Genomic DNA, 23,537 nt, shown 5'->3' on the forward strand with positions numbered 1-23,537 from the left:
TCAAATTCAAGCACCGGCTTCAGTATGAGAGCCCTTACAAACGCCATTCTTCCCCTCCCGTGAGATGTTATGATGCATTTTGATTATTTATGATGTTGACAGGCTTCGTATAGTGCCGTCAATATCCATCATAAGGGCCGTGGAGGAAACAAGGCCCTGAGGGAGGAGTTCCAATGTCGAATTTGGTCCGCGTGTCGCGGCGCCGTTTGCTGGCGTCCGGTGGAAAGGCGGCAGTCCTTGTTGCCGCCGCAGGTATTGCACCGAAATTCATTCGCCCGAGCCGTGCCTATGCGGCCGATGCCCTGGCGCCCGGCATGATCGGTGGCCCGACGGGTTTCGACGGTTCGGAGCGCTATCAATATGGTGCCGATACGCCGGAGGGCCGCGCCATCGAGGCGGCCAAGGCGATGAAGGGCGCCGGCAAGGCGCCGGCCAAGATCGTACTTGGCCTGTCCGACGGCTCGATCGGCCAGTTGACCCAGCCGTTTCCGGCCGGCGCGCCGTCGATCAAGGATCTCTGGGAGAAGGAAACCGGCATTCCGTTGGAAATCGTCGGTGTGCCAAACGGCCAGGAATTCACCAAGACGATGCAGGACATCTCCACCAAGGGTGGGGCGTATGACATCTACGCGGTCGAATGGAACCGTCTTGGCGACCTCGCCGAAACCGGCGGCATCCTCAAGCTCGACGACTTCGTCGCGCAATACAAGCCGGAATGGGACGATCCCGAGCGCGGCTATGTCAACGGCGCCAAGGGCGTCTCGCTGCTCAACCAGTATCGCGGCTCGACCTACGGCGTGTCGCTGGATGGCGATTTCCAGACCTGGGTCTACCGCACCGATCTGTTCGGCGACGCAGCCGAGAAGAAGGCTTTCTCCGACAAATACGGCTATGAACTGGCGGCGCCGAAGACCTGGAAGCAGCATGACGAGATCGCGGCTTTCTTCCAGCGCCCGGACAAGGGCCTGTTCGGCTCGACCGATCTGCGCAACCAGGGCTGGGGCTACACCAACTGGTATCAGCGTTATGTCTCAATGGCTTCGCCCAATCAGTTCTTGTTCGACGACACCGGCAAGCCGCTGATCAATTCGGAGCAAGGTATCGCGGCGACCAGCGAGTACATCGCGTCGCTTTCGCACCATTCGCCGGATGCGATCTCCTGGGGCTGGCCGGAGCAGTACGGCAATTTCGCCAAGGGCGGCGCGGCCATGACCTGTGCCTTCTCCAATCTGCCGAAATTCCTCGACAATGCCGGCAATAAGGATTCAGCTGTCACCGGCAAGATCGGCTCGATGCTGCCGCCCGGCCGCGAAATCGACGGCAAGCTGGTCAGCCGGTCGGTGCTGTGGCTCAATCTGTCGGCGTCGGTGTCCTCGCAAGCCAAGAATCCGGAGGCCTGCTACCTGTTCCTGCAGTGGCTGGGCTCAAGCCGCATCTACGCCTGGATGACTGCCAATCCGGGCGGCTACTTCGATCCGTTCCGGCTATCGGATTTCTCGGATCCGCTGGTTCGCCAGACCTACCACGCCTACCACATGGACGTGGTGCGCGAGACGGTCGCCCGCACCGTGCCCACCATCAACTATCCCGGCGCCACCGCCTTCCACAACGCGCTCGACGAGAACCTCGTCGCCGCGCTGACCAAGGCCAAGACAGCCGAGCAGGCGATGGCCGACACCGAGGCCGAGTGGAAGAAGATTGCCCGCCGCACCGGCGAGGAGAAGCTTCTCGAAGCGATCAAGACCAACAAGGAGGCCTGGCCGACCGTCCTCGATCCGATCGCCTGATCCTTCCAAGGATCCTACCAAGAAGGGGAGGAGCGGTCGCTCTTCCCCTCGGCAACGAAGGACCCAGCAAAGCCGCAAGATGAAGCGTTCAGTTCCTTTCGAGATATTCCGCTATGCCGCGATCCTTGCGGCGATGGCGGTGACGCTGGTGCCGATCCTGTGGATGGTGTCGATGGCGTTCAAGCCGATCGCCGAATGGTCGGCGACCGGCGCCGACCTGACATGGTGGCCGAAGAACCCGACACTCAGCAATTTCCGCTTCGTCTTCGGTGAATCGACCAACAATCTGATCGTCGCCCTCGACCGCACAGCTTTGAAGCCGATCCTGTCGTCGCTGCTGTCGGCCACATTCGGTACGGCAATCGCCATGTCGGCGGGCACCGCGGCGGCCTACGGTCTGTCGCGCTTCGGCTCGGGCCAGAACCTGCCGCTGGCGCTGATCCAGCTTCGCCTGTTTCCGCCGATGGCGGTCATGACCCCGGTGATGATCATGTGGGCCTTCCTCAATTTCACCGACAGCTGGTGGGGGCTGTCGTTGATCTACGGCATCGTCACGCTGCCTTTCGCCTTCTGGCTGATGAAGACCTTCTTCGACGACATGCCGCGCGAGATCGAGGAGGCGGCACTGGTCGAGGGCTGTTCGCGGTGGCGCGTCTTCATCCGCATCACGCTGCCGATGATGCGCGCGCCGCTGGCCAGTGCCGCGCTGTTCGTCTTCATCCTCAACTGGTCGGACTATCTGATTGCGCTGCTTCTGACGACGCGCGAATGGGTGACGGTCCCTGTCTACATGGCCTCGCTGTCCTCCTCGATGACCGGCCAACTCTACGGCGCCAAGGCAGCCCTCGGCCTGATAGCCGCAGTGCCGCCTGTCATCATGGGCATCGCCATCCAGCGCCATCTGGTGCGCGGGCTGACCTTCGGGGCGCTCAAGCAATGAGCGCGGTGACTGCGACGATTTCGGAGGGCGACATGCAAGCCTCCAAAGCGGCGTCGGTGCTGCCGGACGAGGGCGCAAAGCTCGGCTTCCGGCTGACGCTGCCGGCGCAGATCCTGGTGCTGTTCATCGCCGTCTTCCCGCTCCTGATGCAGCTCTACATCAGCCTGACCGACTGGTCGCCGCTGTCGGGCACCGGCTGGTGGAACGCCTGGTCGATGTGGAACAGTTTCGCCAACTACACCGACCTTGCCGCCGATGCGCGCTTCTGGAGTGCGCTGAAGCGCACGGCCATCGTCATGATCGTCTGCGTGCCGGCGGAGTTCCTGCTCGGCTTGGCGCTCGCGACATTGTTTGCCGACGAGTTCCCCGGCAAGCGGATCTTCTACTCGATCCTCTTGATGCCGATGATGGTGGTGCCGGCGGTGGCCGGCTACATGTTCTTCATGCTGTTTCAGTCGGGCGGCCCGGTCAACGACATCCTGTCGGCGATCTCAGGCTTTCCCGTCACCATCGCCTGGCTGTCGGACCCGACGCTGGCGCTCATCGCCGTCATGGTCGCCGATATCTGGCAGTGGACGCCGCTGATGTTCCTGATCCTGCTTGCCGGCCTGGTCGGCGTGCCTGAGGACCAGATCAAGGCGGCGACGCTGCTCGGTGCCAACCCTTGGCAGCGATTCATCACCATCGTGCTGCCGAAGATGAAGACGATCATCATCATCGCGCTGGCGATCAGGGTGATCGAGAACTTCAAGATCTTCGACACGCTTTACATCATGACCGGCGGCGGTCCTGGCGTCGCTACCGAAACCATCTCCGTTTACATCTACAAGCTCACCACCCAGGACCTGATCTGGGGCTATGTGGCGGCAATCGCGCTGGCCATATTGATCGTGCTGTCCATCGCCGCGGTGTTTGCCATGAAACGCATGGCTCGGGTACGCGAGGTGGCGGCCTGATGAGCACCATCCATCTGCAGAACCTGGTCAAGAAATTTGGCGATTTCACCGCGCTGAAGACGATGGACCTGGCCATTGCCGACGGCGAGTTCATGGCGCTGCTGGGGCCGTCCGGCTGCGGCAAGTCGACGACGATGAACATGATCGCCGGCATGGAAGAGCCTACCAGCGGCAAGATCCTGTTCGGCGAGCGCGACATGGCCGGCGTGCCGATGGGGCGGCGCGGCGTCGGGTTCGTCTTCCAGAACTATGCGATCTTCACTCATATGAGCGTGCGGCAGAACCTCGCCTACGGGCCGAAAATGCGCGGCGCACCAAAGGCCGAGATCGGCCGCCGTGTCGGCGCCATTGCCGAGATGCTGCAACTGACGCCGCTGCTCGACCGCAAGGCGGACAGGCTGTCGGTCAACATATTGCAGCGAGTGGCGATCGGCCGTTCGGCGATCATGGAGCCGGCGATCTTCCTGCTCGACGAGCCGCTTTCCAATGTCGATGCCGCATTCCGGGCGGTGATGCGGACCGAACTGAAGCAGTTGCAGCGGCAGTTCCGGCAGACCATGGTCTACGTCACCCACGACCAGCTCGAAGCGATGACCATGGCCGACCGCATCGCGGTGATGGACCATGGCGTGCTGCAGCAAGTCGGCACGCCGCTGGAAGTCTACAACGATCCGGCCAATGTCTTCGTCGCCCGCTTCATCGGCGCGCCGGGCATGAACCTGCTCAAGGGCTGGCCGGCGGAAAGCGACCGTGGCCTGGTCGTCGATCTCGGCCCACTCGGCGTGACACCGCCGCTGCCGGTCGAGATCGCCAATGCCGTACGCAGGATGCGCGGCGAGGTGTTTTATGGCTTTCGACCGGAGCAGGTGACGCTGGCTGAAGACGGCCGTGGCCTGTCCATGCCGGTGAGTTTCGTCGAGCGGATCGGCGCGCGCACCATCATCCACCTTGGCGACGGCGAGACTGCGGTGAAGGCGGTGTTCGACAATGATGTCGGGCTGGCGATCGGGCAGACAACCGTCGTCGCACCTGCGGTGGAGGCGGTGCGCGTCTTCGACGCCGTCACCGGCCTCGCCTTGAGAGCGGGCTGAGACCATGGCCGATATCGCCTTCCGCAATGTGACCAAACGCTACGGCAACACGCTCGCCGTCGACGACGCCTCGTTCACTGTCAACGACAATGAGTTCTTCTGCTTCTTCGGGCCGCCGCTGTCGGGCAAGTCGACGATACTCCGTCTGGTGCTCGGGCTGGAAACCCCGGACGCGGGCGAGATCCTGATCGGCGGAAAGCCGGTGAACACAGTGTCGCCGGCCGACCGCAACGTCGCCATGGTGTTCCAGAATTTGGCGCTGTTTCCGCATATGAGCGCGCGCGACAACATCCGCTTTCCGCTGGTCGAACGCCGGGTCGCCGAAGCCGAGATCGAAAAGCGCGTCGCCGACGTCGCGGCCAAGCTGCATATCGGCCATATCCTGCACAAGCCGCCGGCACAGCTTTCAGGCGGCGAGCGGCAGCGCGTGGCGATCGCCCGTGCGCTGGTGCGCGACCCGGCCGCCTATCTGATGGACGACCCGATTTCGGCGCTCGACGCCCGGCTGCGCGAGGAAACGCGGGTCGAGCTGAAGCGCATCCAGCGCGAGCTCGGCAAGACGCTGATCTATGTCACGCACGACCAGGAAGAAGCGATGTCGGTCGCCGACCGAATGGCCATTCTGGAGAACGGCAAGATCAGGCAGATCGGCGCGCCGGCCGAGATCTATGACCGGCCAGCCAGCACCTATGTGGCGCGGCTGCTCGGGTCGCCGATGATGAACATATTGAAGTCGGTGCACGGCGCCGAAGGCGTGGAGGCGGCGGAAGGCACGATCCGCATCGCGGATACCGGCGCCCCGGCCGATGCCGTGGAAATTGGACTCAGGCCGGAAGACATCAAGGTCAAGGCCTGGTCGGAGGGGGGCGCGGGCCGCCCGGCGCGAGTGTTCGAGGTCGAGCCGCTCGGCGGCTACACCGTTGTGACGCTCGCCGCCGGGCAGGCGCGTCTGCGGGCGCTGTTGCGCGGCCAGCCAGACATCAGGCCGGACGCGATGGTGGCGATATCCTGCGAGCCGGGCAGGGTGCATTATTTCGGACAGAGCGGGGGAGCGCTGGCAAGATGACGGCGGCGGCAAGGAACGAGCTTCGGGAGGAACATATGGCAAGCCAAGAAATGGCGGGCAACGGCTTCGAGCCGGACGTTAAAGTCCGCACCAGGGAATACAGGATCGGCTGCGTCGGCGCCGGCATGATCATGGCCGAATGTCACCTTGCCGCCTATAAGGAAGCCGGTTTCCCGGTGGTGGCGATTGCCTCGCGGACCAAGGCCAGCGCCGAGAAGGTCGCCAAACGCTGGGATATCCCAACCGTCCACGACACGCCGGAACAGCTCATCGAGGACAAGAACGTCGAGATCATCGACCTTGCCTTTCCGCCCGACCAGCAGCCGGCGCTGATCCGCCATGCGCTGAAGCAAGCACATATCAAGGCGATCCTGGCGCAGAAGCCATTGGCGCTGTCCCTTGAAGAGGCCGTCAAACTCCGCGACGAGGCGGCCAAGGCCGACAAGATCCTCTCGGTCAACCAGAACATGCGTTACGACCAGTCGATGCGCGTCTTGAAGCAGATCATCGACAGCGGCGCGCTCGGCGACATCGTTTTCGCCCAGATCGACATGCATGCGATCCCGCACTGGCAGAGCTTCCTCGAGGACTATGACCGGCTGACGCTCGCCAATATGAGCGTCCACCATCTCGACGTATTGCGCTTCCTGTTCGGCGATCCCCTGGAGATCACCACCCTGACCCGCAAGGACCCGCGCACCCGCTTCGACCATTCGGACGGCATCACCGTGTCGACGATCAAGTTCCCGTCCGGCGTGCTCGCCGTATCGCTGGAGGATGTCTGGTCCGGGCCGCGCCAGGAGGGCTACAAGGACGACCAGCACATCAATTGGCGCGTCGACGGCACCAAGGGCGTCGCCAAGGGTACCATCGGCTGGCCGACTGGCGCTGCCTCGACGCTGACCTATGCCTCGACCGAGACCACCGGTGGTGAATGGGTGACACCCAGCTGGGACACGATGTGGTTCCCGCATGCTTTTATCGGCGTCATGGAGCAGCTCCAGCACGCGGTCAAGACGGGCGAGCCGCCGGCGCTGTCGGTCGCCGACAACGTCAAGACTATGGCGCTGGTCGAAGCCGGCTATCGTTCGATCGACAAGGGCCGGACAGTCAAACTTTCCGAAATATCAACTGACTGAATTACTTACAGGGAGGACTTCACACCATGATGCAGGCAGGTATTTTCACGGGTTATTTCCCGTATAGCCTCAAGGAAACCGCGCAGAAGATCCGTGCGCTCGATTTCAACACCGTGCAGCTCGACCTGCATTTCAAGGACATAGATCTGTCGGCCGGGCAGATCACCAGGGACAAGGCCAAGACCGTCCGCGATACGTTTCGCGATCACAATCTGCCGATCTGCTGCGTATCGGGCTACACCAACATCATCCATCCGGATATGGGCGAGCGCGAGAGGCGCGTCGGCTATTTGAAGGAGATCATCCGCAACGCACGCCATTTCGGCACCCCTTACGTGATCTCGGAAACCGGTACCTACAACACCGAGTCCGACTGGGTGCATCACCCGAAGAACAAGACCGAGGAAGGTTTTGAGGAATGCCGCAAGGTCATCGCCGACCTTGCCCAGACCGCCTATGACCACGGCGCGGTCTTCCTGCTCGAAACCTATGTCAACAATGTCGTCGGCTCGGTCGAAGAGACGGTGAGGATGTTCGCGCAGGTCGACCACCCAGGCCTCGGCCTGCTGATGGACCCGACCAACTATTTCGAAACGCACAACATCGACAGGATGGACCAGATCCTGAACCAGGTGTTCGACACGTTGACCGACAAGATCAAGATAGCCCACGCCAAGGACGTCAAGCGTTCCGGCGGCGACAAGTCGGAAAAGCACGCAGATATCGGCGACGACGACGCGCTGGAGAGCCACACTTTCCGCGGCGTCGGCGAGATCGAGCTGCCGGCGCCCGGTCTCGGTTCGCTGAACTACGACCTCTATCTCAAGCGGCTGGCCGAAAAGCACCCGAACATCCCGGTCATCATCGAACATCTTTCGGAAGACGACGTGCCGCGCGCCAAGAAATTCCTCGACGGGAAATTCCGCGCCAACGGACTGTGATGGCGCGGTTCGGCTACGAAACAAGGGAGGAAGAGAAATGTTGAAATTCGCGTTGAAAATCGCTGCCGCGGCGACCGTTCTCGCCGGTGTTGCGCTGGGTACGCCGGCGCTGGCGCAGGACGCCCAGAAGACGTTCTATCTGCTGTCGCATGGCGGCCCGTCGGATGCCTTCTGGATCGACTGGAATGCCGGCGCCACCAAGGCCTGCGACCAGCTCAAGGTGACCTGCAAGATCTCGTTCAGCGGTGGCGACATGGCGGCGCAGAAGGAGGCCTTCAACTCCGCACTTGCCGCCAAGCCGGACGGCATCGCCACGACCTCGGCGCAGCCCGGCCTGTGGACCGAGGAGGTCAAGGCAGCGAAGGCGGCCGGTATCCCGATCGTGTTCTTCAACACCGACGATCCGGCAACCGGCCGTCAGGCCTATGTCGGCGCCGACCTTAAGGAAGCCGGTGTCATCTGGGCGAAATATCTGGTCGACCACAAGATGGTGAAGCAGGGCGACAAAGTGTTCCTGCCGGTCGAAGTGCCGGGCGCCAGCTACCAGCAGCTCGAGACCGAAGGCATCGCCAGCGTCTTCGATCCGCTCGGCATCAAATATGATGTGGTCGATTGCGGCACCGATCCGGCCGGCATCATCGCCAAGATGACCGACTACATGGTCGCCAACAACCCGCCGGCAATCATCGCGCTCGGCGATTCCGTCGCGGCCAGCGTCAAGCGGGTGTTCGACGGCGCCGGCGTGCCGGCCGGCAAGATCCCGGTCGTCGGCTGGGGCAATTCGAAGGAAACGGCCGAGTCAGTGAAGTCTGGGTTCATCAACGCGGCTGCCTGGCAGTTCCCATCGGCGCAGGGCTTCATGCCGGTGGCGCTGCTCGGGTTGGCCGCCGCTGGCGAACCGATCGGCTACGACATCCACACGTTCAGTCTCTACGACGCCTCGAGCGTCGAACCGATCCTGAAACTCTACAACAAGTGATTGGAACTGACGCTCGCCGCGCAGGCGGCGGGCGTCACCTTGAGATATGGTCGAAACAGTCATGACAATTGCCGCAGAAGAGGAAATGCCGCGTGCCAAACGCAGGTCGAGCCTGATGCGCTCGCCGCAGTTCTCTTCGCTCGTCATCCTGATTGTCCTGCTGGCGGTGTTCGCGATCGCCGACGCCAATTTCCTGTCGCCGCTCAACATCTCCAACATGATGGCGTTCCTGCCCGAGCTCGGCATCATCGCGCTCGGCATGACGCTGCTTCTGACGGCGGGCGAGTTCGACCTTTCGGTCGGTGCCGTGTTCGGGCTGGCGCCGGTCGTCGTCATGCTGCTGGTGCAGAACGGCGGCTTTGATATTGGCGTCGCGCTGCTGGCCGGCCTGCTGCTCTGCATAGCGATCGGCGCGATCAACGGGCTGATCGTCACCAAGATCGGCATTTCGTCCTTCCTGGTGACGCTGTCGATGTTGCTCGTCGTGCGCGGGGCAGCGCTTTACATCACGCAAGGATTTCCGCTGAAATCCTGGGACCAGCCTGGCTTCTTCGTAACGCTGCTGGCCGGCAGCTTCAATATCGGAACGTTCCGTTTCTATACCTCGCTGTGGTGGTTCATCGGCCTGTCGCTACTGGCGATCTATGTGCTGCGCTACGCCAAGCTCGGCAACTGGATCAGTGCTATCGGCTCGAACCGTAACGCTGCCGTGGCGCGTGGTGTGCCGGCCGATGCGGTCAAGATCTGGCTGTTCATCCTGACCTCGGTGCTTGCCGGTCTCGCCGGCATGATCAGCGCCTTTCGCATCTCTGCCGCCTCGCCGGTGGCCGGCACCGGGTACGAGCTCGAAGTGATCGCCATGGTGGTGGTTGGCGGCACCGCGCTGACCGGTGGACGCGGCACCATTTTAGGCACCATCGTCGGCGCGCTGATGCTGCGCAGCATCCGCAACGGCATCGTGCTGATCGGCGTGCCTGGGCTCGCCTACAACATCTTCGTCGGCGTCATCATCCTTGCCATGCTCATCCTGCACGCTTTGCTGCAGAAGAACGCCGCCAGGAGCTGATCATGGAAGTGCTTCGGCTGCAGAATTTGCAAAAGTCCTTCGGCAGCGTCCGCGCCCTGAAGAGCGCCTCCTTCACGCTCAACGAGGGCGAAGTGGTGGCCTTGCTCGGCGACAACGGCGCCGGGAAATCGACGCTGATCAAGGCGATCTCGGGCGTGTTTCCGGTCGATCGCGGCGAGATCTATGTGCGCGGCCAGAAGGTCTCCATCCGCTCGACGCGCGACGCGATGGATCTCGGCATCGAGACCATCCACCAGGACACCTCGCTGGCGCCCGATCTCAGCATCGCGCGCAATCTTTTCCTCGGCCGCGAACCGGTCAATCTCAAATGGCTGGGCGTGTTCGCGCCGCTCGATCTCGCCAAATTGCGCGATGCCGCCTCGGCGCTTTTGAAGCGCGTCGGCATCTCGAAGAAACTCGACGCCGATGCACTGGTCAGCACGCTGTCGGGCGGCGAGCGCCAATCGATCGCCATTTCGCGTGCCATGCAATTTGCCGCCAAGGTCATCATCCTCGACGAGCCGACCAACAATCTCGGCGTCGAGGAAACGCACGGCGTGCTGCGCTTCGTCAAGGAAGTGCGCGACGCCGGTCACTCGGTGCTTTTGATCACCCACAACATCCATCACGTCTTCCAGGTCGCCGATCGCATCATCGTCATGCGCCGCGGCGAGATCGTCGCCGAGCAGACGGTCGCCGATACCGATCTGCTGACCGTGGAAAGCATCATCACCGGTGCCGACATGTCGGCCCTGCTCAAGGAGACGAGAGCGAAGTGAAGGACGGGAGCAAAGTGAAAGAACTGGCCGTCACATGGTAAAGCTTTACGGCAAGACGCTGTCGCGCCGGCAGGTCTCGGAACGCTCCGGCATGCTGTCGCAGTTCGCCGGCGTGCGGCTGATGACGCTTGGCGACGGCGTCGAGCGCGGCATCCGCATGCTCGAATTCCGCACCGGCTCCGGCCTGCGCTTCACCGCGCTGGTCGACCGGGCGCTCGATATCGCCGATTGCGACTTCAGGGGCCAGGCGATCGGCTGGCACTCGCCGAGCGGTTTTCGCCATCCCGGCCTGCACGAATATGAAGGCGAGGAGGGATTGGCGTGGGCGCGGTCGTTTTCCGGCCTTCTGCTGACCTGCGGCCTCGACCATATATTGTTCATGAACGAAGTACCCGCCGACACCTATAACTACCCGCCGAAGAAGACGGTGCGCCATTCGCTGCACGGCCGTGTCAGCACCATTCCGGCGCGGCTGACCGGCTATGGCGAGACCTGGGACGGCGACCGCTGCGTGTTGTGGGCCGAAGGCATCGTCCAGCAATCGACTGTATTCGGCGAGGATCTGCACCTGCTGCGGCGGATCGAGGCCGATGTCGGCGGCAACGAGATCCGGCTTTCGGACCGTGTCGTCAATCACGGTTTCAACCGTACGCCGCATATGTATTTCTACCACATCAATGTCAGCCATCCGGTACTCGACGAGGGCGCGCGCTACCTGGCGCCGATCCGCGACGTCGTCTGGGCAGGCCATGCCGGCGAGCGCTATGAAGCGCAGAAGGTCGGCTACCGCACGGTGCCGGCGCCGCAACCGGGGTTCAAGGAACAGGTCTGGCAGCACGAACTCGGCGCCGACAGCGCCGGCGAAGTGCCGGTGGCGGTGGTCAACGACAGGCTCGGCCTCGGCTTCGAGGTGGTCACGCGCAAGGACCAATTGCCCTGCGCCTATCAATGGCAGAATTTCCAGGCCGGGCAGTACGCGCTTGGGATCGAGCCGTCGACGCATCATGTGCTGGGAAATCTGGCGGCGCGCGAACGCGGCGAGATGATCTGGCTGGAGCATGGCGAGAGCCGCTCCTACAATGCCGTTTTCCGGGTTCTCGACGGCGCCGGCGAGATCGCCGTCGCCGAGAGCCGGATCGCGGCAATCGCCACGCAGCCGCAGCAGGATTATCCCCAGCCGTCGGGCCATTTTCCTGTTCTTGGAGGCAGGTCGTGATAATGGCGACGACGATACGGGACACCAGTTGGGAGGCTGGTTCCGGCTGGAGCGGGGAGGGCTCGCGGCCGATCGGGAATTGGAGGTCACAATGGCTGGCACGGTAAAGCGCGATTACAGCCTGGTCGGCGAAAGCACGCGCAGGGCGATCGAAACCGGGCTTGCCTCGGCGGAGTGGTACCACACGGATGTTCCCCGCAAGGCGATCAAGGAGTTGATGCAGCGCTCAGACGGCCCGGCGATCCGCGACACGATCATCTGGATCGTCGCCATCCTCGGCTCGGCCGCCGGCGCCATCTATTTCTGGGGTACCTGGTGGTGCGTGCCGTTCTTCTTCGTCTACGGCGTGCTCTACGGCTCGTCCAGCGACTCGCGCTGGCACGAATGCGGCCATGGCACTGCCTTCCGCACGCGCTGGATGAACGATGTCGTCTACCAGATCGCCAGCTTCATGCTGATGCGCAACCCGGTGACCTGGCGCTGGAGCCATGCCCGCCACCACACCGACACCATCATCGTCGGCCGCGACGCCGAGATCGCCGTGATGCGCCCGCCGGACCTTTTGCGTGCGGCGCTGGCTTTCACCGGCATCCTCGATTTTCGCTATTCGCTTCCGGCACTGGTACGCCAGGCGTTCGGCAAGCTGACGCCCGACGAGAAAAGCTACGTTCCCGAGATGGAACAGCACAAGGCCGTCATCGCGGCGCGCTGGCACATCGCCGTCTACATCGCCACGATAGCACTCGCCCTCACCATGCAGTCGTGGGTGCCGGTGGTGCTCATCGGCGTGCCGCGCCTCTACGGCACCTGGCACATGGTGATGACCGGCCTGCTGCAACACATCGGTCTGGCCGACAACGTCGTCGATCACCGGCTCAACACCCGTACCGTGTACATGAACCCGATCAGCCGGTTCATCTACTGGAACATGAACTACCACGTCGAGCACCACATGTTTCCGATGGTGCCCTATCACGCGCTGCCCAGGCTGCATGAATTGATCAAGCACGATCTGCCGGAACCGAACCCGTCGATATGGCATGCCTATCGCGAGGTCTGGCCTGTCCTGCTCAGGCAGCTCAAATACGAGGATTATTTCCTCAAGCGCGAACTGCCGCCAACCGCACGGCCCTATCGTGGCGAATTCCACGAAGTGAACATGTCGGCAGCGGCTGAGTAGGTACTGCGCACCAGCGCAACGCAGAAATTTCGGGAGAAGCAGAGATGGCCGATTGGGTCGAAGCGTGCGCCGTGGACGATGTCGAAGAGGAAGATGTCATCCGCTTCGACCATGGCGGTCGCACCTTCGCGATCTACCGTTCGCCGGACGATGAATTCTTCGCCACCGACGGGTTTTGTACGCATGAGAAGGCGCATCTGGCCGATGGGCTTGTCATGGACGACATCATCGAATGCCCAAAGCACAATGGCCGCTTCAATTACAAGACCGGCCAGGCCAAAGGGGCTCCCGTCTGTGTCAATCTGCAGACCTATGCGGTCAAGGTGGAAGCTGGCAAGGTGATGATCCAGATCGCCTGACCGGCCTTCTGTCACGTAGCAAAGGGAACCAAAATCCATGAGCCGGAAAAGACCGACCGTCGCAGACCTGCGTGCCATGAAGGGCAAGCGGCAGCTGACGATGCTGCGCGTGCTGACGATGGACGAGGCCGAGGCCGCCGAACGCGCCGGCGTCGATATCGTCTCGGTGCCGCCGGAGCTGGTGCTCAATCCGCAATACCGCGATGCGGCACCCAGCCTGTTCACCATGCCGGGCGAGAATTTCTTCGAAATCGGCACCGCCGATGATTTCGTCCGCTGGGCGTTCCGGCTCTACAAGGCCAGCGCCGATGCGGTCTATTGCAGCGCCGGGTACGCCACCATCAAGCGGATGGCCGACGATGCCATTCCGGTGATCGGCCATGTCGGCCTCATCCCGTCACGCGCCACCTGGACGGGCGGCTTCAAGGCTGTCGGCAAGACCGCCGATACCGCCATGCAGGTGTTCGAGGCGGTGAAGCAACTGGAGGCCGCCGGCGCGATCGGCGCCGAGATCGAGGTGGTGCCGGTCGAGGTGGCCAAGGCGATTTCGGAACGCACGTCGCTGATCATGCTGTCGATGGGAGCGGGCACCGGCTGTGACGCGCAGTATCTGTTCGCCGACGACATTCTTGGCCAGAACCGTGGCCACATGCCGCGCCATTCCAAGGTCTATCGCAATTTCGCCGCCGAATACGATCGCCTGCAGGCCGAACGCATCGCCGCCTTTTCCGAATATGTCGCCGATGTGAACAGCCTGGCGTATCCCGAAGACAGGCACGTCGTGCACATGGACCCGGACCAGCTCAGCCTGTTCCTGGAGAAGATCGAAGCCGCATGAGATACGCCGGCTGCGGCACGAAGCATCATCGCGGATCGTAAAAGGCCGGTTCGGCGCCAGGGCCAGGTCATCGCATGGCGGCTGCGATGCCACACGAAAGTTTGTTGGTCCAGGTCTGGACGGCACCGGCCGGATGCTGTTGAAACCGGTGGGTCATCGGTTTGCCGGACAATTGTGCGGTTGCCGATGGAGCGGGTGAAAATTCCCCTTCGGACAGTTCTTTGCATGACCGCCATTCCCGAAAACAAAGCCTTGCCCGAAACCGCGCCGGCGGCGCGGCAAGCCCGGCGGGTGGCGCTGATCGTCGCCGTCGCCTTCTTCATGCAGCTTCTGGATTCGACCATCATCTCGACATCGCTGCCGCAGATGGGAGAATCCTTCGGCGTGCCGGCGGTGGCGATGAGCATCGGCATCACCGTCTATATGCTGACCATGGCGGTGTTCGTGCCGCTGTCCGGCTGGCTTGCCGACCGTTTTGGCGCGCGCAACATCTTCCTCGTGGCCATCGCCCTGTTCACGCTGGCCTCGCTCGTTTGCGGCATCTCACAGAACCTGGCCGAGTTCGTCGCCGCACGCGCGGTTCAGGGCCTGGGCAGCGCGCTGATGACGCCGGTCGGCCGCATCCTGGTGCTGCGCAACGCGCCGAAATCCGAGCTTCTCAACGCCACGGCGCTGATCACCTGGCCGGCGCTGTTTGCGCCGGTGGTCGGGCCGGTGCTTGGCGGCTTCATCACCACTTATCTCTCCTGGCACTGGAATTTCTTCATCAACATCCCGCTTGGCGTTGCCGGTTTGGCACTGGTCGCCCGCTTCATTCCCGGCGACCGCGAAGCCGGAGCCAAGCCGCTCGACTGGCCGGGCTTCCTGCTGACCTCGGTGGGGCTCGCCGCGATGCTCTATGGCCTCGAGCGCATCGCGCATCCGGAAGAGGGTGTGTTGACGACCGTGGCACTGCTCGGCACGGGCATTTTGGTCGGCTGGCTGGCGGTGCGGCATCTGCAACGCGCCAACCATCCGCTGCTCGACCTCACAGCTTTCAAGGTGCAGACCTTTGCCATCTCGACGCTGTCGGCCGGCACGATCTTCCGCATCGCCATCAACGCCACGCCGTTCCTGCTGCCGCTTTTGTTCCAGGTCGGCTTTGGCCTGAGCCCGGTCGATGCCGGCATGATGATCCTGGCCTATTTCCTCGGCAATCTCGGCATGAAGGCGGTGACGACGCCGACACTGAGGCGCTTCGGCTTCCGTCCGGTGCTGATCGTCAACGGGGTGATCGCCTCTCTGTCGATCATGGCCTGCGCGGTGCTTTCGCCGCAGACGCCGCAAGCGTTGGTGGTGGCGCTGATGCTGATCGCCGGCCTTTCGCGATCGATGCAGTTCACCGCGCTCAACACACTGGCCTTCGCCGATGTGGCCTCACCGCAGCGCAGCTCGGCGGCGACGTTGTCCAGCATGCTGCAGCAGGTGGCGATGCTGTTCGGCGTAGCGGTCGCCGCGGCACTGCTCAACCTGTCGCAGATCGCCAGGGGCGCTGCGGCGCTCGATCTCGTCGACTTCCGACTTGCCTTCGTGGCGATCGGCGCAATCGGGCTCGTCGCCTCGTGTCGCTTCCTGGCGTTGCCGAAGGCTGCCGGCGCCGAGGTCTCGGGCCATGTTTTGCGGATTTGACGCAGGAATCCAGCGGCAATCGCGGACATAAATTATGCCTGCTTCGATCGTTCCGGAGCAAACCTTTGCCGGCGCTTCGATCGGCGCGATCAATTGCAAAACAGCTTGAGTTCCCGGCATTGCGCCAGCCTCGCCAATCGGTGCATCCAAGCGCGGAATTTCCTCGCAAGCCGGCCTGCAATGCACGGATTCATTTGACGAATTGGTCTTGAGCCGATTAGCTTTCGTTCCGATGGCCGCAGAGGGAGCAGGGCGTAGCCATCGCGGGTGAAAGCGGGCAATGAACGCGACCGGCTGGCTAAACTGGAGAAGCCTGAATCAGGAGGGCATTGTCTTTGCCATCGCGGTTGTGCTGTTCATTGCCGCCGCGATCGGACTGCCCGGGTTTATCAATTCGAACAATCTCGTTGCCATCGTGCGCTCGGTCTCGGTGCTGGGCATATTGGCGCTCGGCATGGCGGTCGTCATCATCGGCAGGGGCATCGACCTGTCGGCGGTGGCGATCATGGCGATGTCGGTCGCGTGGTATCTGCAATTGCTGAATTCGGGGACATCCGACGGGCTGGCCTTCGCCTATGTGCTCGCCGGTGTTCTCGCCATCGGGCTGTTGAACGGAATCCTGGTCGCCTACGCCGAGGTCCCGGCGATCTTCGTGACGCTGGCGACCGCGTCCTTCGTCTTCGGCTATGTGCGTTCACAATTGATCACGCAGGACGCCGTGCCGGTGCCGCCCGGCCATTGGGTCGAGCTTCTGGGCGGGCTGCGTTTCCTCGACATCCCCGTCGAGGTGTTTGTCTTCGCCGGGCTGGCTTTCGCCTTCTTCCTGTTCCTGCGCTACACCAAATGGGGCCGCTACGTCTATTTCGCCGGCGACAACCCGGTCGCGGCGCGCAATATCGGCATTCCAGTGCGCCCGATGCTGGTGCTGCGCTACGTGCTGTCGGCCCTGGTCTCGCTGGTTGCCGGCCTGCTCACTGCGGCCAGCCTGCATTCGATCAACACCCGCATCGTCAATTCCACGCTGCTCTACGACATCGTGCTGGTTGCGGTGATCGGCGGCATCGGTCTGTCTGGCGGGCGGGGCGGGGTGCGCAACGTGCTGGTGGGTGCCGCGCTGATCGGCATCCTGCTCAACGCCATGACCATCATCGACATTCCGCTGCTCTATCAGAACCTGATCAAGGCCGCGATCCTGCTGGCGGCGATCATCGTTGATGGGTTCATCAATCCGCGCGATGAGCAGACCGCGCAGCAAGGCGACATTTAGATTGACGCGAACGGTTGGGGCCGGCCGCGAACGACATACCAAACCAGAGGATGTGACATGAAAATCATCAGGACATTTATGGCTGCCGCGGCAGCGCTTGCCGTCTCCGCCTTCGTGGCGCCAGGCTTCGCCGCCGAAGATCCGGGTCCGGCCGCCTATTCGCAAGCACTCAAGGGCAAGCGTGTGATGCTGGTGCCGATGGCGATGGGCTTCGACCTGGCACAGGGCTGGGCGCATTACCTGAAGACGGAGGTCGAGGCCTGGGGCGGCGTGTTCGAGACGCGTGATCCGAACTGGGTGGTCGATGCCGGCGCGCAGGCGATAACCGACGCAATCTCGTCGGACGCCAGGCCGGACGTGCTGATCATCCATTCGCCGGACCTCAATTCCTATGCCAAGCTGATGAAGAAGGCGCAGGCGGCCGGCACCTATGTGCTTTTGGTCGACAATCCGGCGAACTTCCCGGCCGATGCCTTTGTCGGCAGCGACTGGGATCGGCTCGGCCAGCTGGAAGCCGAAGCGGCGATCAAGGGTTGTGGGCCGAACTCCTCCAAGAAGATCGGGCTGGTGCAGGGCGACCAGGCCAACTCATCGAGCCTCTACCAGTATGCCGGCATCATGAAGGTGCTGGACAAGAACCCCGACTTCAAGGTCGTGGCCAAGCCGGACTCCAACTGGGATGCGACGACCTCGCGCAACGTGACGACGACAATGCTGCAGCAGAACCCCGACATCTGCGCCATCATCGATTTCTGGGACGGTGACGCGACCGGCGCATCGGCTGCGATCCGCGATGCCAAGCTCGAGGGCAAGGTGTTCCTGGTCACCACCGGTGGCGGCGAGAAAACCGCCGACTGCGACAAGCTGCAGGACGGCACCTATGGCGCGGTGGTGATGACCGACCTTGCCCGCCAGTCGGGTGACATGAACGCCGTCATAAAATTCCTGTTGCAGAGCGGCCAGCCGGCCGGCACCTCGCACACCTACATCTACACGCTGGAGAAGGCGACGACCAAGGCCGACCTCAAGCCGGACAGCTGCTGGGATTTGAAAGCACTGCAAGCCGAAGCTGCGGCCAAGTAGGCCGGCTTTCCTGAGCTTCGCGCTGCCCCTCATCCGCCTGCCGGCACCTTCTCCCCGTATAGTGACGGAGAGAAGGGATACGCTCCAACGCTGGCGACCCCCTCTCCCCGTCTCTATACGGGGAGAGGGTAAGGGTGAGGGGCAGCGCAAACCTGAGGCGATTGTTCTGCGGATAGCCCGGCCCCTTTTTCCCTTTTCTCTCGAATAGCAGCAACCGATGTCCTTTCGCGAACGCCTCCAGTCCTGGCGCTACAATCTCGTGCCCGACCATCTCGTCGGCGAGATATTGAGCAAACGCTGGACCGACAACGCCATTCCGTTCCTGGCGCTGGTGGCGACGCTCGGTGTGTTCGGTTCAATCATTCCCGGCTTCTTCAAGCCGATGTCGCTGCAGGAATCGACCCGCCAGCTCGGCGAGTTCTCGCTGGTCGTCACCGGCATGACGGTGGTCATGCTTGGCGGCGGCATCGACCTTTCGGTCGGCTCGATCTTCGCGCTGTCCTGCTTTTCCGCCGTCTTCGTCTTCTTCATCCTCGAACAATCGGTGTGGCTGGCGCTGGCCGCCTCGATCGCCACCGGCCTGCTGTTCGGCGCGATCAACGGTTACCTGATCGGCTATTTCAGGCTGCGCGCTTTCCTGACGACACTGGTCACCTTCATCTTCGGGCGGGCGCTGTTCGACATACTGGTCACCACCTATGCGGCCGACGTCCAGCTTTCCGATGCCACATCGGATGTGCTGGACTTCATCGGCGACGATACCTTCTGGGGCCTGTCGGTTGCGGTGTGGGCGGCGATTATCCTGGCGATTATTACGCATGTCGCGCTGACGCGCTCGCGGCCCGGCTGGCATGTGCAGGCGGTGGGCGGGTCGCGGCGATCGGCTCACAATGCCGGCATCCGCGTACGCCGCACCGTGTTCATGACTTATGTGTTCTCCGGCTTCTGCGCCTCGCTAGGCGGCTTCCTCATCGCCTGCCGGCTGAGCGGGGCAGGGCCGGGCACAGGCCTCAACCTCGAGGTCATGGCACTGACAGCGGCGGTCGTCGGCGGCGTCAGCCTGGGCGGCGGTCGCGGTTCGGTGATCAAGGGGCTGATGGGCGCGATCATCGTGCTGACGATGACCAACGGCCTGATCCGGCTGGGCTATGGCACCGGCACCAACCAGATGGTGCTGGGCATCATGCTGGCCGTCGCCGTCACCATCGACATTCGCTGGCTGAAGAACCGCCACAAGGTTCTGGACGAGGTCTATGTCGCACCGGTCTATCTGAAAATGGGCGCAACGCAGTCGGCCGCACCGGGCTCCGGCACGCCTTACGAGCTCGACAACCGGCTGTCTGGGGCTGACCATATCGGGCTCGGCGAGCTGGAAGGGCCGGAAGACGTCATCCTCGACCGCGACGACAATCTCTATTGCGGCACCAGGCATGGCGAGATCGTCCGCTTCTTCGCGCCGGACTACAAACGCTCGGAGGTCTTTGCCCATATTGGCGGCTTTCCACTCGGCCTGGCCTTCGACAAGACAGGCAATCTGATCAGCTGTGTTGGCGCGATGGGCCTCTATTCGGTCTCGCCGCAGCGCGAGGTGAAGCGGCTTTCGGCGGAAACGTCGCGCTCCTGGACCTCGATCGTCGACGATGCGCGGCTGCGCGACCCCAATGATTGCGACATCGCGCCGGACGGCCGCATCTACTTCACCGATTCCACCAAGCGCTATGACGCGCACGACTGGGCGCTGGACTCGATCGAGAACCGCGCCACCGGGCGGCTGCTCGTCTATGACCCGAAGGACGGTTCGACCAAGACATTGCTCGACGGCTACCGTTACACCAACGGCGTCTGCATGGCGCATGACGGCAAGTCGCTGTTCTTCGCCGAGAGCTGGGCCTGCCGCGTGCATCGATATTGGCTGGAAGGGCCGAAGGCGGGCGTTGCCGAATGCGTCATCCGCGACATGCCTGGCTACCCCGACAACATCAACCGTGCCTCCGACGGCAATTACTGGATGGCCTGGCTCGGCATGCGCACGCCGAGCTTCGACCTGTCGCTGCGCCATCCCGACATGCGCAAGCGCATGACGCGCCGGCTGCCGCAGGACGAATGGCTGTTCCCCAACATCAACACCGGTGGCGTGGTGAAATTCAACGAGAAGGGCGGCATCGTCGAGGCGATGGGCGACCTGTCGGGCGCCGCGCATCCGATGGTGACTTCGATGCGCGAGCACAAGGGTTTTCTGTTCGTCGGCGGCATCCTCAACAACCGGATCGGCCGCTACAGGATTGCCGGCGCCGACCCGAACTGGACCAGCCCCGCTTCCTACTGGGGTGCCAAGCCATGATGCTGGACCCGATCCTCGACATCTTCCGCGGCAAGGCGGTTACCATCCCGCCGCTCGACGGTGCCTTCAGGCCGAACACGCTGCTGGACGATGTTGCGGCCTTCGCCGAACTGCCCGAGCCCGACAATCTGCTGGTCGCCGACGGCCGGCTGCTGGCGTCCAGCGGCAATGCCCTCTACGCGCTCGCCGCCGGTGGCGCGCCTGTTCTGGTCGAGACATTTCCGGCCGTGGCCACAGCGCTCGCGCGCTCGCCCGCCAGCGAACTGACGGTCGGGCTCGAAAGCGGCAGGCTGCTGATTGCAGGCAAGGAGGCCGCCCTGCCGGCCGAGATCCGCTGCATAACAGCACTCGCCTACGCGGAAGATGGCACGCTTTGGCTGGCCAATGGCTCGGCCGAACACGTGCCGTCGGAATGGGCCGCCGATCTGATGAAGAAGGGTGCGTCGGGTTCGCTGTGGAAGCGCGATCCGGCAGGCAGCGAATTCCGCAAGCTCGCCGGTGACATCGCCTTTCCCTATGGGCTGCATCCAACCGGCAAGGACGTGCTGGTCGGCGAGAGCTGGCGGCACCAACTCGTCCGCTTCGACGGCGCGACAGGCAGCCGCTCGACGGTGCTGGCGCATCTGCCCGGCTATCCCGCGCGGCTATCGCCCGCCGCCGATGGCGGTGCCTGGCTGGCGCTGTTTGCGCCCCGCAACCGTCTGATCGAATTCGTGCTGCAGGAAACGCACTATCGGAACGACATGCTGGCGCAAGTGTCTCCGCAACACTGGATCGCGCCGGCACTCGCCTCCAACCGCAGCTTCCTCGAGCCGCTGCAATGCGGCGGCATCCGCACTATGGGCATCCACAAGCCGTGGTCGCCGAGCCGCTCCTACGGGCTGGTGGTCAGGCTCGATCGGGAGATGCGGCCGCAATTCAGCCTGCACAGCCGCGCCAACGGCACGCGCCACGGCATCTGCAGCGTGGCGGAGACAGACGGTCGCCTGTTCATTGCCTCGAAAGGCGGCGATTGCCTGCTGGCCATCGACCTGACTTCAGGAGGGCATCGCTGATGGAACCGATCGTCCGCCTGGAGAACGTGACCAAGACCTATCGCGGCGTGCCCGCGGTGAAGAATGTCAGCTTCGAACTGCGCAAGGGCGAGATCCACGCGCTGCTCGGCGAGAACGGTGCCGGAAAATCGACGCTGACCAAGATCATCGCCGGCGTTGTCGACGCGACATCGGGAAAGATGTTCCACAAGGGTCAGGAGATCGCCTACGCCTCGCCGCATGCGGCACTTGAAGCCGGCATCGCCATGGTGTTCCAGGAAACCAGCCTGGTGCCGTCGATGACGGTGGCGCAGAACCTCTATCTCGGCACGGAGAGCTTTCTCAACCGGCTGCGCGGCACCTACATCTCGGCGCAGCAGTTCCTGCAGTCGCTGAATTTTCCCGTCGACCCCAATGCCATGGTGGCGACGCTGGGCGCGGCCAAGCGGCAGATGGTCGAGATCGCGCGCGCCGTCCACCACAATGCCGAGATCATCATCTTCGACGAGCCGACGGCGACGCTGACGCCAGAGGAAAAGCGGCACTTCTTCGCGCTGATCCGCCGGCTCAAGGCAAGGGGCGTGTCGATCGTCTTCATCAGCCATGCGCTCGAGGAGGCGCTTGATATCGCCGACCGCATCACCATCCTGCGCGACGGCGAGCTGGTGATCACCGACGATACCGCCGCCTTCGATCGCGACAGGATCGTCGCTGCGATGGTCGGGCGCACGCTGTCGGGGCAGCTCTACAGCCAGCGCGACGAGACCAGGCTGCGCAAGGCCGGCAAGAAGGTGCTGTCGGTGCAGGACATCTCGATGAGCAATGTCGTGCGCAACAATTCCTTCTCGATCTTCGAGGGCCAGATCACCGGCGTGTTCGGGCTGATCGGCTCGGGCCGCACCGAGACATTCAAGATCGTCTCCGGCATCTACAAGCGCGATTTCCTGCGCGGCGGCACCATCGAGCTGGACGACCGGCCGGTGCGCTATCTCGTGCCGAGCGAGGCGGTGGCGGACGGCATCGTCTATGTCACCGAAGATCGCAAGAGCGAGGGGATTTTCGAGACGATGGACGTCGCCGAGAACCTGTTCGGCGGCTTTTTAGCGGCGGGGCGGGAAAAGAGCTGGGTAATCAACGCGCAGGAGATGCGGGCGCTGTCTGCCGAATGGACCAGGACGCTGAACGTCAAGGCGATCAACGATAATGCGCGCGTGGTCGAGCTTTCCGGAGGCAACCAGCAGAAGGTGGTGATCGGCAAGGGGCTGGTGCAAAAGCCGCGCATCGTCATCTTCGACGAGCCGACGCGCGGCGTCGATGTCGGCGCCATCGCCGAGATCCACCAGATCATCAACCGGCTGGCCGACGAGGGCCTCGCCGTCGTCGTCATCTCGTCCTACCTGCCGGAGATCATGAACCTGTCCGACCGCATCCTGGTCTGCCGGCAAGGCCGCATCGTCGAGGAGTTCTCGCCTGCCGAGGCGACGGAGGAGAAGATCATGTACGCTGCGGTGCATTAGGTTCCCGGGCGCGGAAGGTTGACATTTGGACGGTTTTTGCGCCGGCGGATCGTACACTTTGGAGATTGGCCGAGGCGCCCGTCGTTTCGTCATCCTGGGGCGAAGCAAGGAGCGAAGCGACGCGGCGCAGATCCCAGGATCCATGCCGCTACATCAGAGCGCTGCAGCGGTGCAGCATCCTGCTCCGCTGCACCCCTCGGCTAAGGTCACGGCATGATGGGGTGGACGGCGCCCGACGGCATCGGATGTGCCAGAATGAGTTCGTTGAGATCTCAAACAAGGGAGCCGTC

Annotated in this window: 20 protein-coding genes; all 20 read left to right on the forward strand. The window is 63.1% G+C overall.

Features of this window, described 5'->3' with window-relative positions; all coding sequences use genetic code 11:
• The first annotated feature begins 173 nt into the window (after positions 1-173).
• The 20 genes from NKH59_RS26175 (at position 174) to NKH59_RS26270 (ending at position 23,247) form a co-directional block, all read left to right on the forward strand.
• Positions 174-1,787 carry an extracellular solute-binding protein gene (locus NKH59_RS26175; protein ID WP_352541115.1) on the forward strand — a complete coding sequence of 538 codons (1,614 nt, stop codon included), beginning with the start codon at positions 174-176 and terminating at the stop codon, positions 1,785-1,787.
• A 79-nt stretch (positions 1,788-1,866) separates the two neighbouring features.
• A complete protein-coding gene (locus NKH59_RS26180; protein WP_352541114.1) occupies positions 1,867-2,727 on the forward strand; it encodes a carbohydrate ABC transporter permease in 861 nt (286 codons plus the stop codon).
• Positions 2,724-3,683 (forward strand): carbohydrate ABC transporter permease, encoded by a 960-nt coding sequence (locus NKH59_RS26185; protein WP_352505504.1) that lies wholly within the window; start codon positions 2,724-2,726, stop codon positions 3,681-3,683. Before NKH59_RS26180 ends, NKH59_RS26185 begins: the two co-directional genes overlap by 4 nt.
• Positions 3,683-4,774 carry an ABC transporter ATP-binding protein gene (locus NKH59_RS26190; protein WP_352541113.1) on the forward strand — a complete coding sequence of 364 codons (1,092 nt, stop codon included), beginning with the start codon at positions 3,683-3,685 and terminating at the stop codon, positions 4,772-4,774. The genes NKH59_RS26185 and NKH59_RS26190 overlap by 1 nt, the downstream gene beginning before the upstream one ends.
• A 4-nt stretch (positions 4,775-4,778) precedes the next feature.
• Positions 4,779-5,840, forward strand: a complete 1,062-nt coding sequence (locus NKH59_RS26195) for an ABC transporter ATP-binding protein (protein ID WP_352541112.1) — start codon at positions 4,779-4,781, stop codon at positions 5,838-5,840.
• A 50-nt stretch (positions 5,841-5,890) separates the two neighbouring features.
• A complete protein-coding gene (locus tag NKH59_RS26200; RefSeq protein ID WP_352541239.1) occupies positions 5,891-6,979 on the forward strand; it encodes a Gfo/Idh/MocA family protein in 1,089 nt (362 codons plus the stop codon).
• Positions 6,980-7,005: 26 nt separating this feature from the next.
• Positions 7,006-7,920 (forward strand): sugar phosphate isomerase/epimerase family protein, encoded by a 915-nt coding sequence (locus tag NKH59_RS26205; protein ID WP_352541111.1) that lies wholly within the window; start codon positions 7,006-7,008, stop codon positions 7,918-7,920.
• 37 nt (positions 7,921-7,957) lie between these two features.
• Positions 7,958-8,899 (forward strand): sugar ABC transporter substrate-binding protein, encoded by a 942-nt coding sequence (locus NKH59_RS26210; protein WP_023675781.1) that lies wholly within the window; start codon positions 7,958-7,960, stop codon positions 8,897-8,899.
• A gap of 61 nt (positions 8,900-8,960) precedes the next feature.
• Positions 8,961-9,965, forward strand: a complete 1,005-nt coding sequence (locus NKH59_RS26215) for an ABC transporter permease (protein WP_352452735.1) — start codon at positions 8,961-8,963, stop codon at positions 9,963-9,965.
• Positions 9,962-10,744 carry an ATP-binding cassette domain-containing protein gene (locus NKH59_RS26220; protein ID WP_352541238.1) on the forward strand — a complete coding sequence of 261 codons (783 nt, stop codon included), beginning with the start codon at positions 9,962-9,964 and terminating at the stop codon, positions 10,742-10,744. Before NKH59_RS26215 ends, NKH59_RS26220 begins: the two co-directional genes overlap by 4 nt.
• Before the next feature lie 34 nt (positions 10,745-10,778).
• On the forward strand, positions 10,779-11,960 hold the full coding sequence (locus NKH59_RS26225) for an aldose 1-epimerase family protein (protein WP_352541110.1): 1,182 nt from the start codon (positions 10,779-10,781) through the stop codon (positions 11,958-11,960).
• A 91-nt stretch (positions 11,961-12,051) separates the two neighbouring features.
• Complete coding sequence (locus NKH59_RS26230) at positions 12,052-13,140, forward strand: fatty acid desaturase family protein (protein WP_352541109.1); 1,089 nt, start codon at positions 12,052-12,054, stop codon at positions 13,138-13,140.
• A 44-nt stretch (positions 13,141-13,184) separates the two neighbouring features.
• Positions 13,185-13,499, forward strand: coding sequence for a MocE family 2Fe-2S type ferredoxin (locus NKH59_RS26235; RefSeq protein ID WP_352465283.1), 315 nt, complete (start codon positions 13,185-13,187; stop codon positions 13,497-13,499).
• Positions 13,500-13,536: 37 nt separating this feature from the next.
• Positions 13,537-14,337, forward strand: coding sequence for a 3-methyl-2-oxobutanoate hydroxymethyltransferase (locus NKH59_RS26240; RefSeq protein WP_023675787.1), 801 nt, complete (start codon positions 13,537-13,539; stop codon positions 14,335-14,337).
• Between the two features lie 225 nt (positions 14,338-14,562).
• Complete coding sequence (locus tag NKH59_RS26245; RefSeq protein ID WP_352474240.1) at positions 14,563-16,005, forward strand: DHA2 family efflux MFS transporter permease subunit; 1,443 nt, start codon at positions 14,563-14,565, stop codon at positions 16,003-16,005.
• 280 nt (positions 16,006-16,285) lie between these two features.
• Positions 16,286-17,272 (forward strand): ABC transporter permease, encoded by a 987-nt coding sequence (locus NKH59_RS26250; RefSeq protein ID WP_023675789.1) that lies wholly within the window; start codon positions 16,286-16,288, stop codon positions 17,270-17,272.
• Between the two features lie 57 nt (positions 17,273-17,329).
• A complete protein-coding gene (locus NKH59_RS26255; protein ID WP_352541107.1) occupies positions 17,330-18,355 on the forward strand; it encodes a sugar ABC transporter substrate-binding protein in 1,026 nt (341 codons plus the stop codon).
• 217 nt (positions 18,356-18,572) lie between these two features.
• Positions 18,573-20,696 carry an ABC transporter permease gene (locus tag NKH59_RS26260; RefSeq protein WP_352474241.1) on the forward strand — a complete coding sequence of 708 codons (2,124 nt, stop codon included), beginning with the start codon at positions 18,573-18,575 and terminating at the stop codon, positions 20,694-20,696.
• Entirely contained in the window at positions 20,693-21,751 is a 1,059-nt protein-coding gene (locus NKH59_RS26265) for a hypothetical protein (RefSeq protein ID WP_353023481.1), read from the forward strand. The genes NKH59_RS26260 and NKH59_RS26265 overlap by 4 nt, the downstream gene beginning before the upstream one ends.
• Entirely contained in the window at positions 21,751-23,247 is a 1,497-nt protein-coding gene (locus tag NKH59_RS26270) for a sugar ABC transporter ATP-binding protein (RefSeq protein WP_353023483.1), read from the forward strand. The genes NKH59_RS26265 and NKH59_RS26270 overlap by 1 nt, the downstream gene beginning before the upstream one ends.
• Positions 23,248-23,537: the final 290 nt, after the last annotated feature.

The sequence above is a fragment of the Mesorhizobium sp. M0998 genome (assembly GCF_040318885.1).
Lineage (GTDB): Bacteria > Pseudomonadota > Alphaproteobacteria > Rhizobiales > Rhizobiaceae > Mesorhizobium.

Excerpts from the sequence above, each read along its gene's own strand:
- NKH59_RS26175 (WP_352541115.1), top strand. The coding sequence starts at position 174 with ATGTCGAATTTGGTCCGCGTGTCGCGGCGCCGTTTGCTGGCGTCCGGT.
- NKH59_RS26180 (WP_352541114.1), top strand. The coding sequence starts at position 1,867 with ATGAAGCGTTCAGTTCCTTTCGAGATATTCCGCTATGCCGCGATCCTT.
- NKH59_RS26185 (WP_352505504.1), top strand. The coding sequence starts at position 2,724 with ATGAGCGCGGTGACTGCGACGATTTCGGAGGGCGACATGCAAGCCTCC.
- NKH59_RS26190 (WP_352541113.1), top strand. The coding sequence starts at position 3,683 with ATGAGCACCATCCATCTGCAGAACCTGGTCAAGAAATTTGGCGATTTC.
- NKH59_RS26195 (WP_352541112.1), top strand. The coding sequence starts at position 4,779 with ATGGCCGATATCGCCTTCCGCAATGTGACCAAACGCTACGGCAACACG.
- NKH59_RS26200 (WP_352541239.1), top strand. The coding sequence starts at position 5,891 with ATGGCGGGCAACGGCTTCGAGCCGGACGTTAAAGTCCGCACCAGGGAA.
- NKH59_RS26205 (WP_352541111.1), top strand. The coding sequence starts at position 7,006 with ATGATGCAGGCAGGTATTTTCACGGGTTATTTCCCGTATAGCCTCAAG.
- NKH59_RS26210 (WP_023675781.1), top strand. The coding sequence starts at position 7,958 with ATGTTGAAATTCGCGTTGAAAATCGCTGCCGCGGCGACCGTTCTCGCC.
- NKH59_RS26215 (WP_352452735.1), top strand. The coding sequence starts at position 8,961 with ATGACAATTGCCGCAGAAGAGGAAATGCCGCGTGCCAAACGCAGGTCG.
- NKH59_RS26225 (WP_352541110.1), top strand. The coding sequence starts at position 10,779 with ATGGTAAAGCTTTACGGCAAGACGCTGTCGCGCCGGCAGGTCTCGGAA.
- NKH59_RS26230 (WP_352541109.1), top strand. The coding sequence starts at position 12,052 with ATGGCTGGCACGGTAAAGCGCGATTACAGCCTGGTCGGCGAAAGCACG.
- NKH59_RS26235 (WP_352465283.1), top strand. The coding sequence starts at position 13,185 with ATGGCCGATTGGGTCGAAGCGTGCGCCGTGGACGATGTCGAAGAGGAA.
- NKH59_RS26240 (WP_023675787.1), top strand. The coding sequence starts at position 13,537 with ATGAGCCGGAAAAGACCGACCGTCGCAGACCTGCGTGCCATGAAGGGC.
- NKH59_RS26245 (WP_352474240.1), top strand. The coding sequence starts at position 14,563 with ATGACCGCCATTCCCGAAAACAAAGCCTTGCCCGAAACCGCGCCGGCG.
- NKH59_RS26250 (WP_023675789.1), top strand. The coding sequence starts at position 16,286 with ATGAACGCGACCGGCTGGCTAAACTGGAGAAGCCTGAATCAGGAGGGC.
- NKH59_RS26255 (WP_352541107.1), top strand. The coding sequence starts at position 17,330 with ATGAAAATCATCAGGACATTTATGGCTGCCGCGGCAGCGCTTGCCGTC.
- NKH59_RS26260 (WP_352474241.1), top strand. The coding sequence starts at position 18,573 with ATGTCCTTTCGCGAACGCCTCCAGTCCTGGCGCTACAATCTCGTGCCC.
- NKH59_RS26265 (WP_353023481.1), top strand. The coding sequence starts at position 20,693 with ATGATGCTGGACCCGATCCTCGACATCTTCCGCGGCAAGGCGGTTACC.
- NKH59_RS26270 (WP_353023483.1), top strand. The coding sequence starts at position 21,751 with ATGGAACCGATCGTCCGCCTGGAGAACGTGACCAAGACCTATCGCGGC.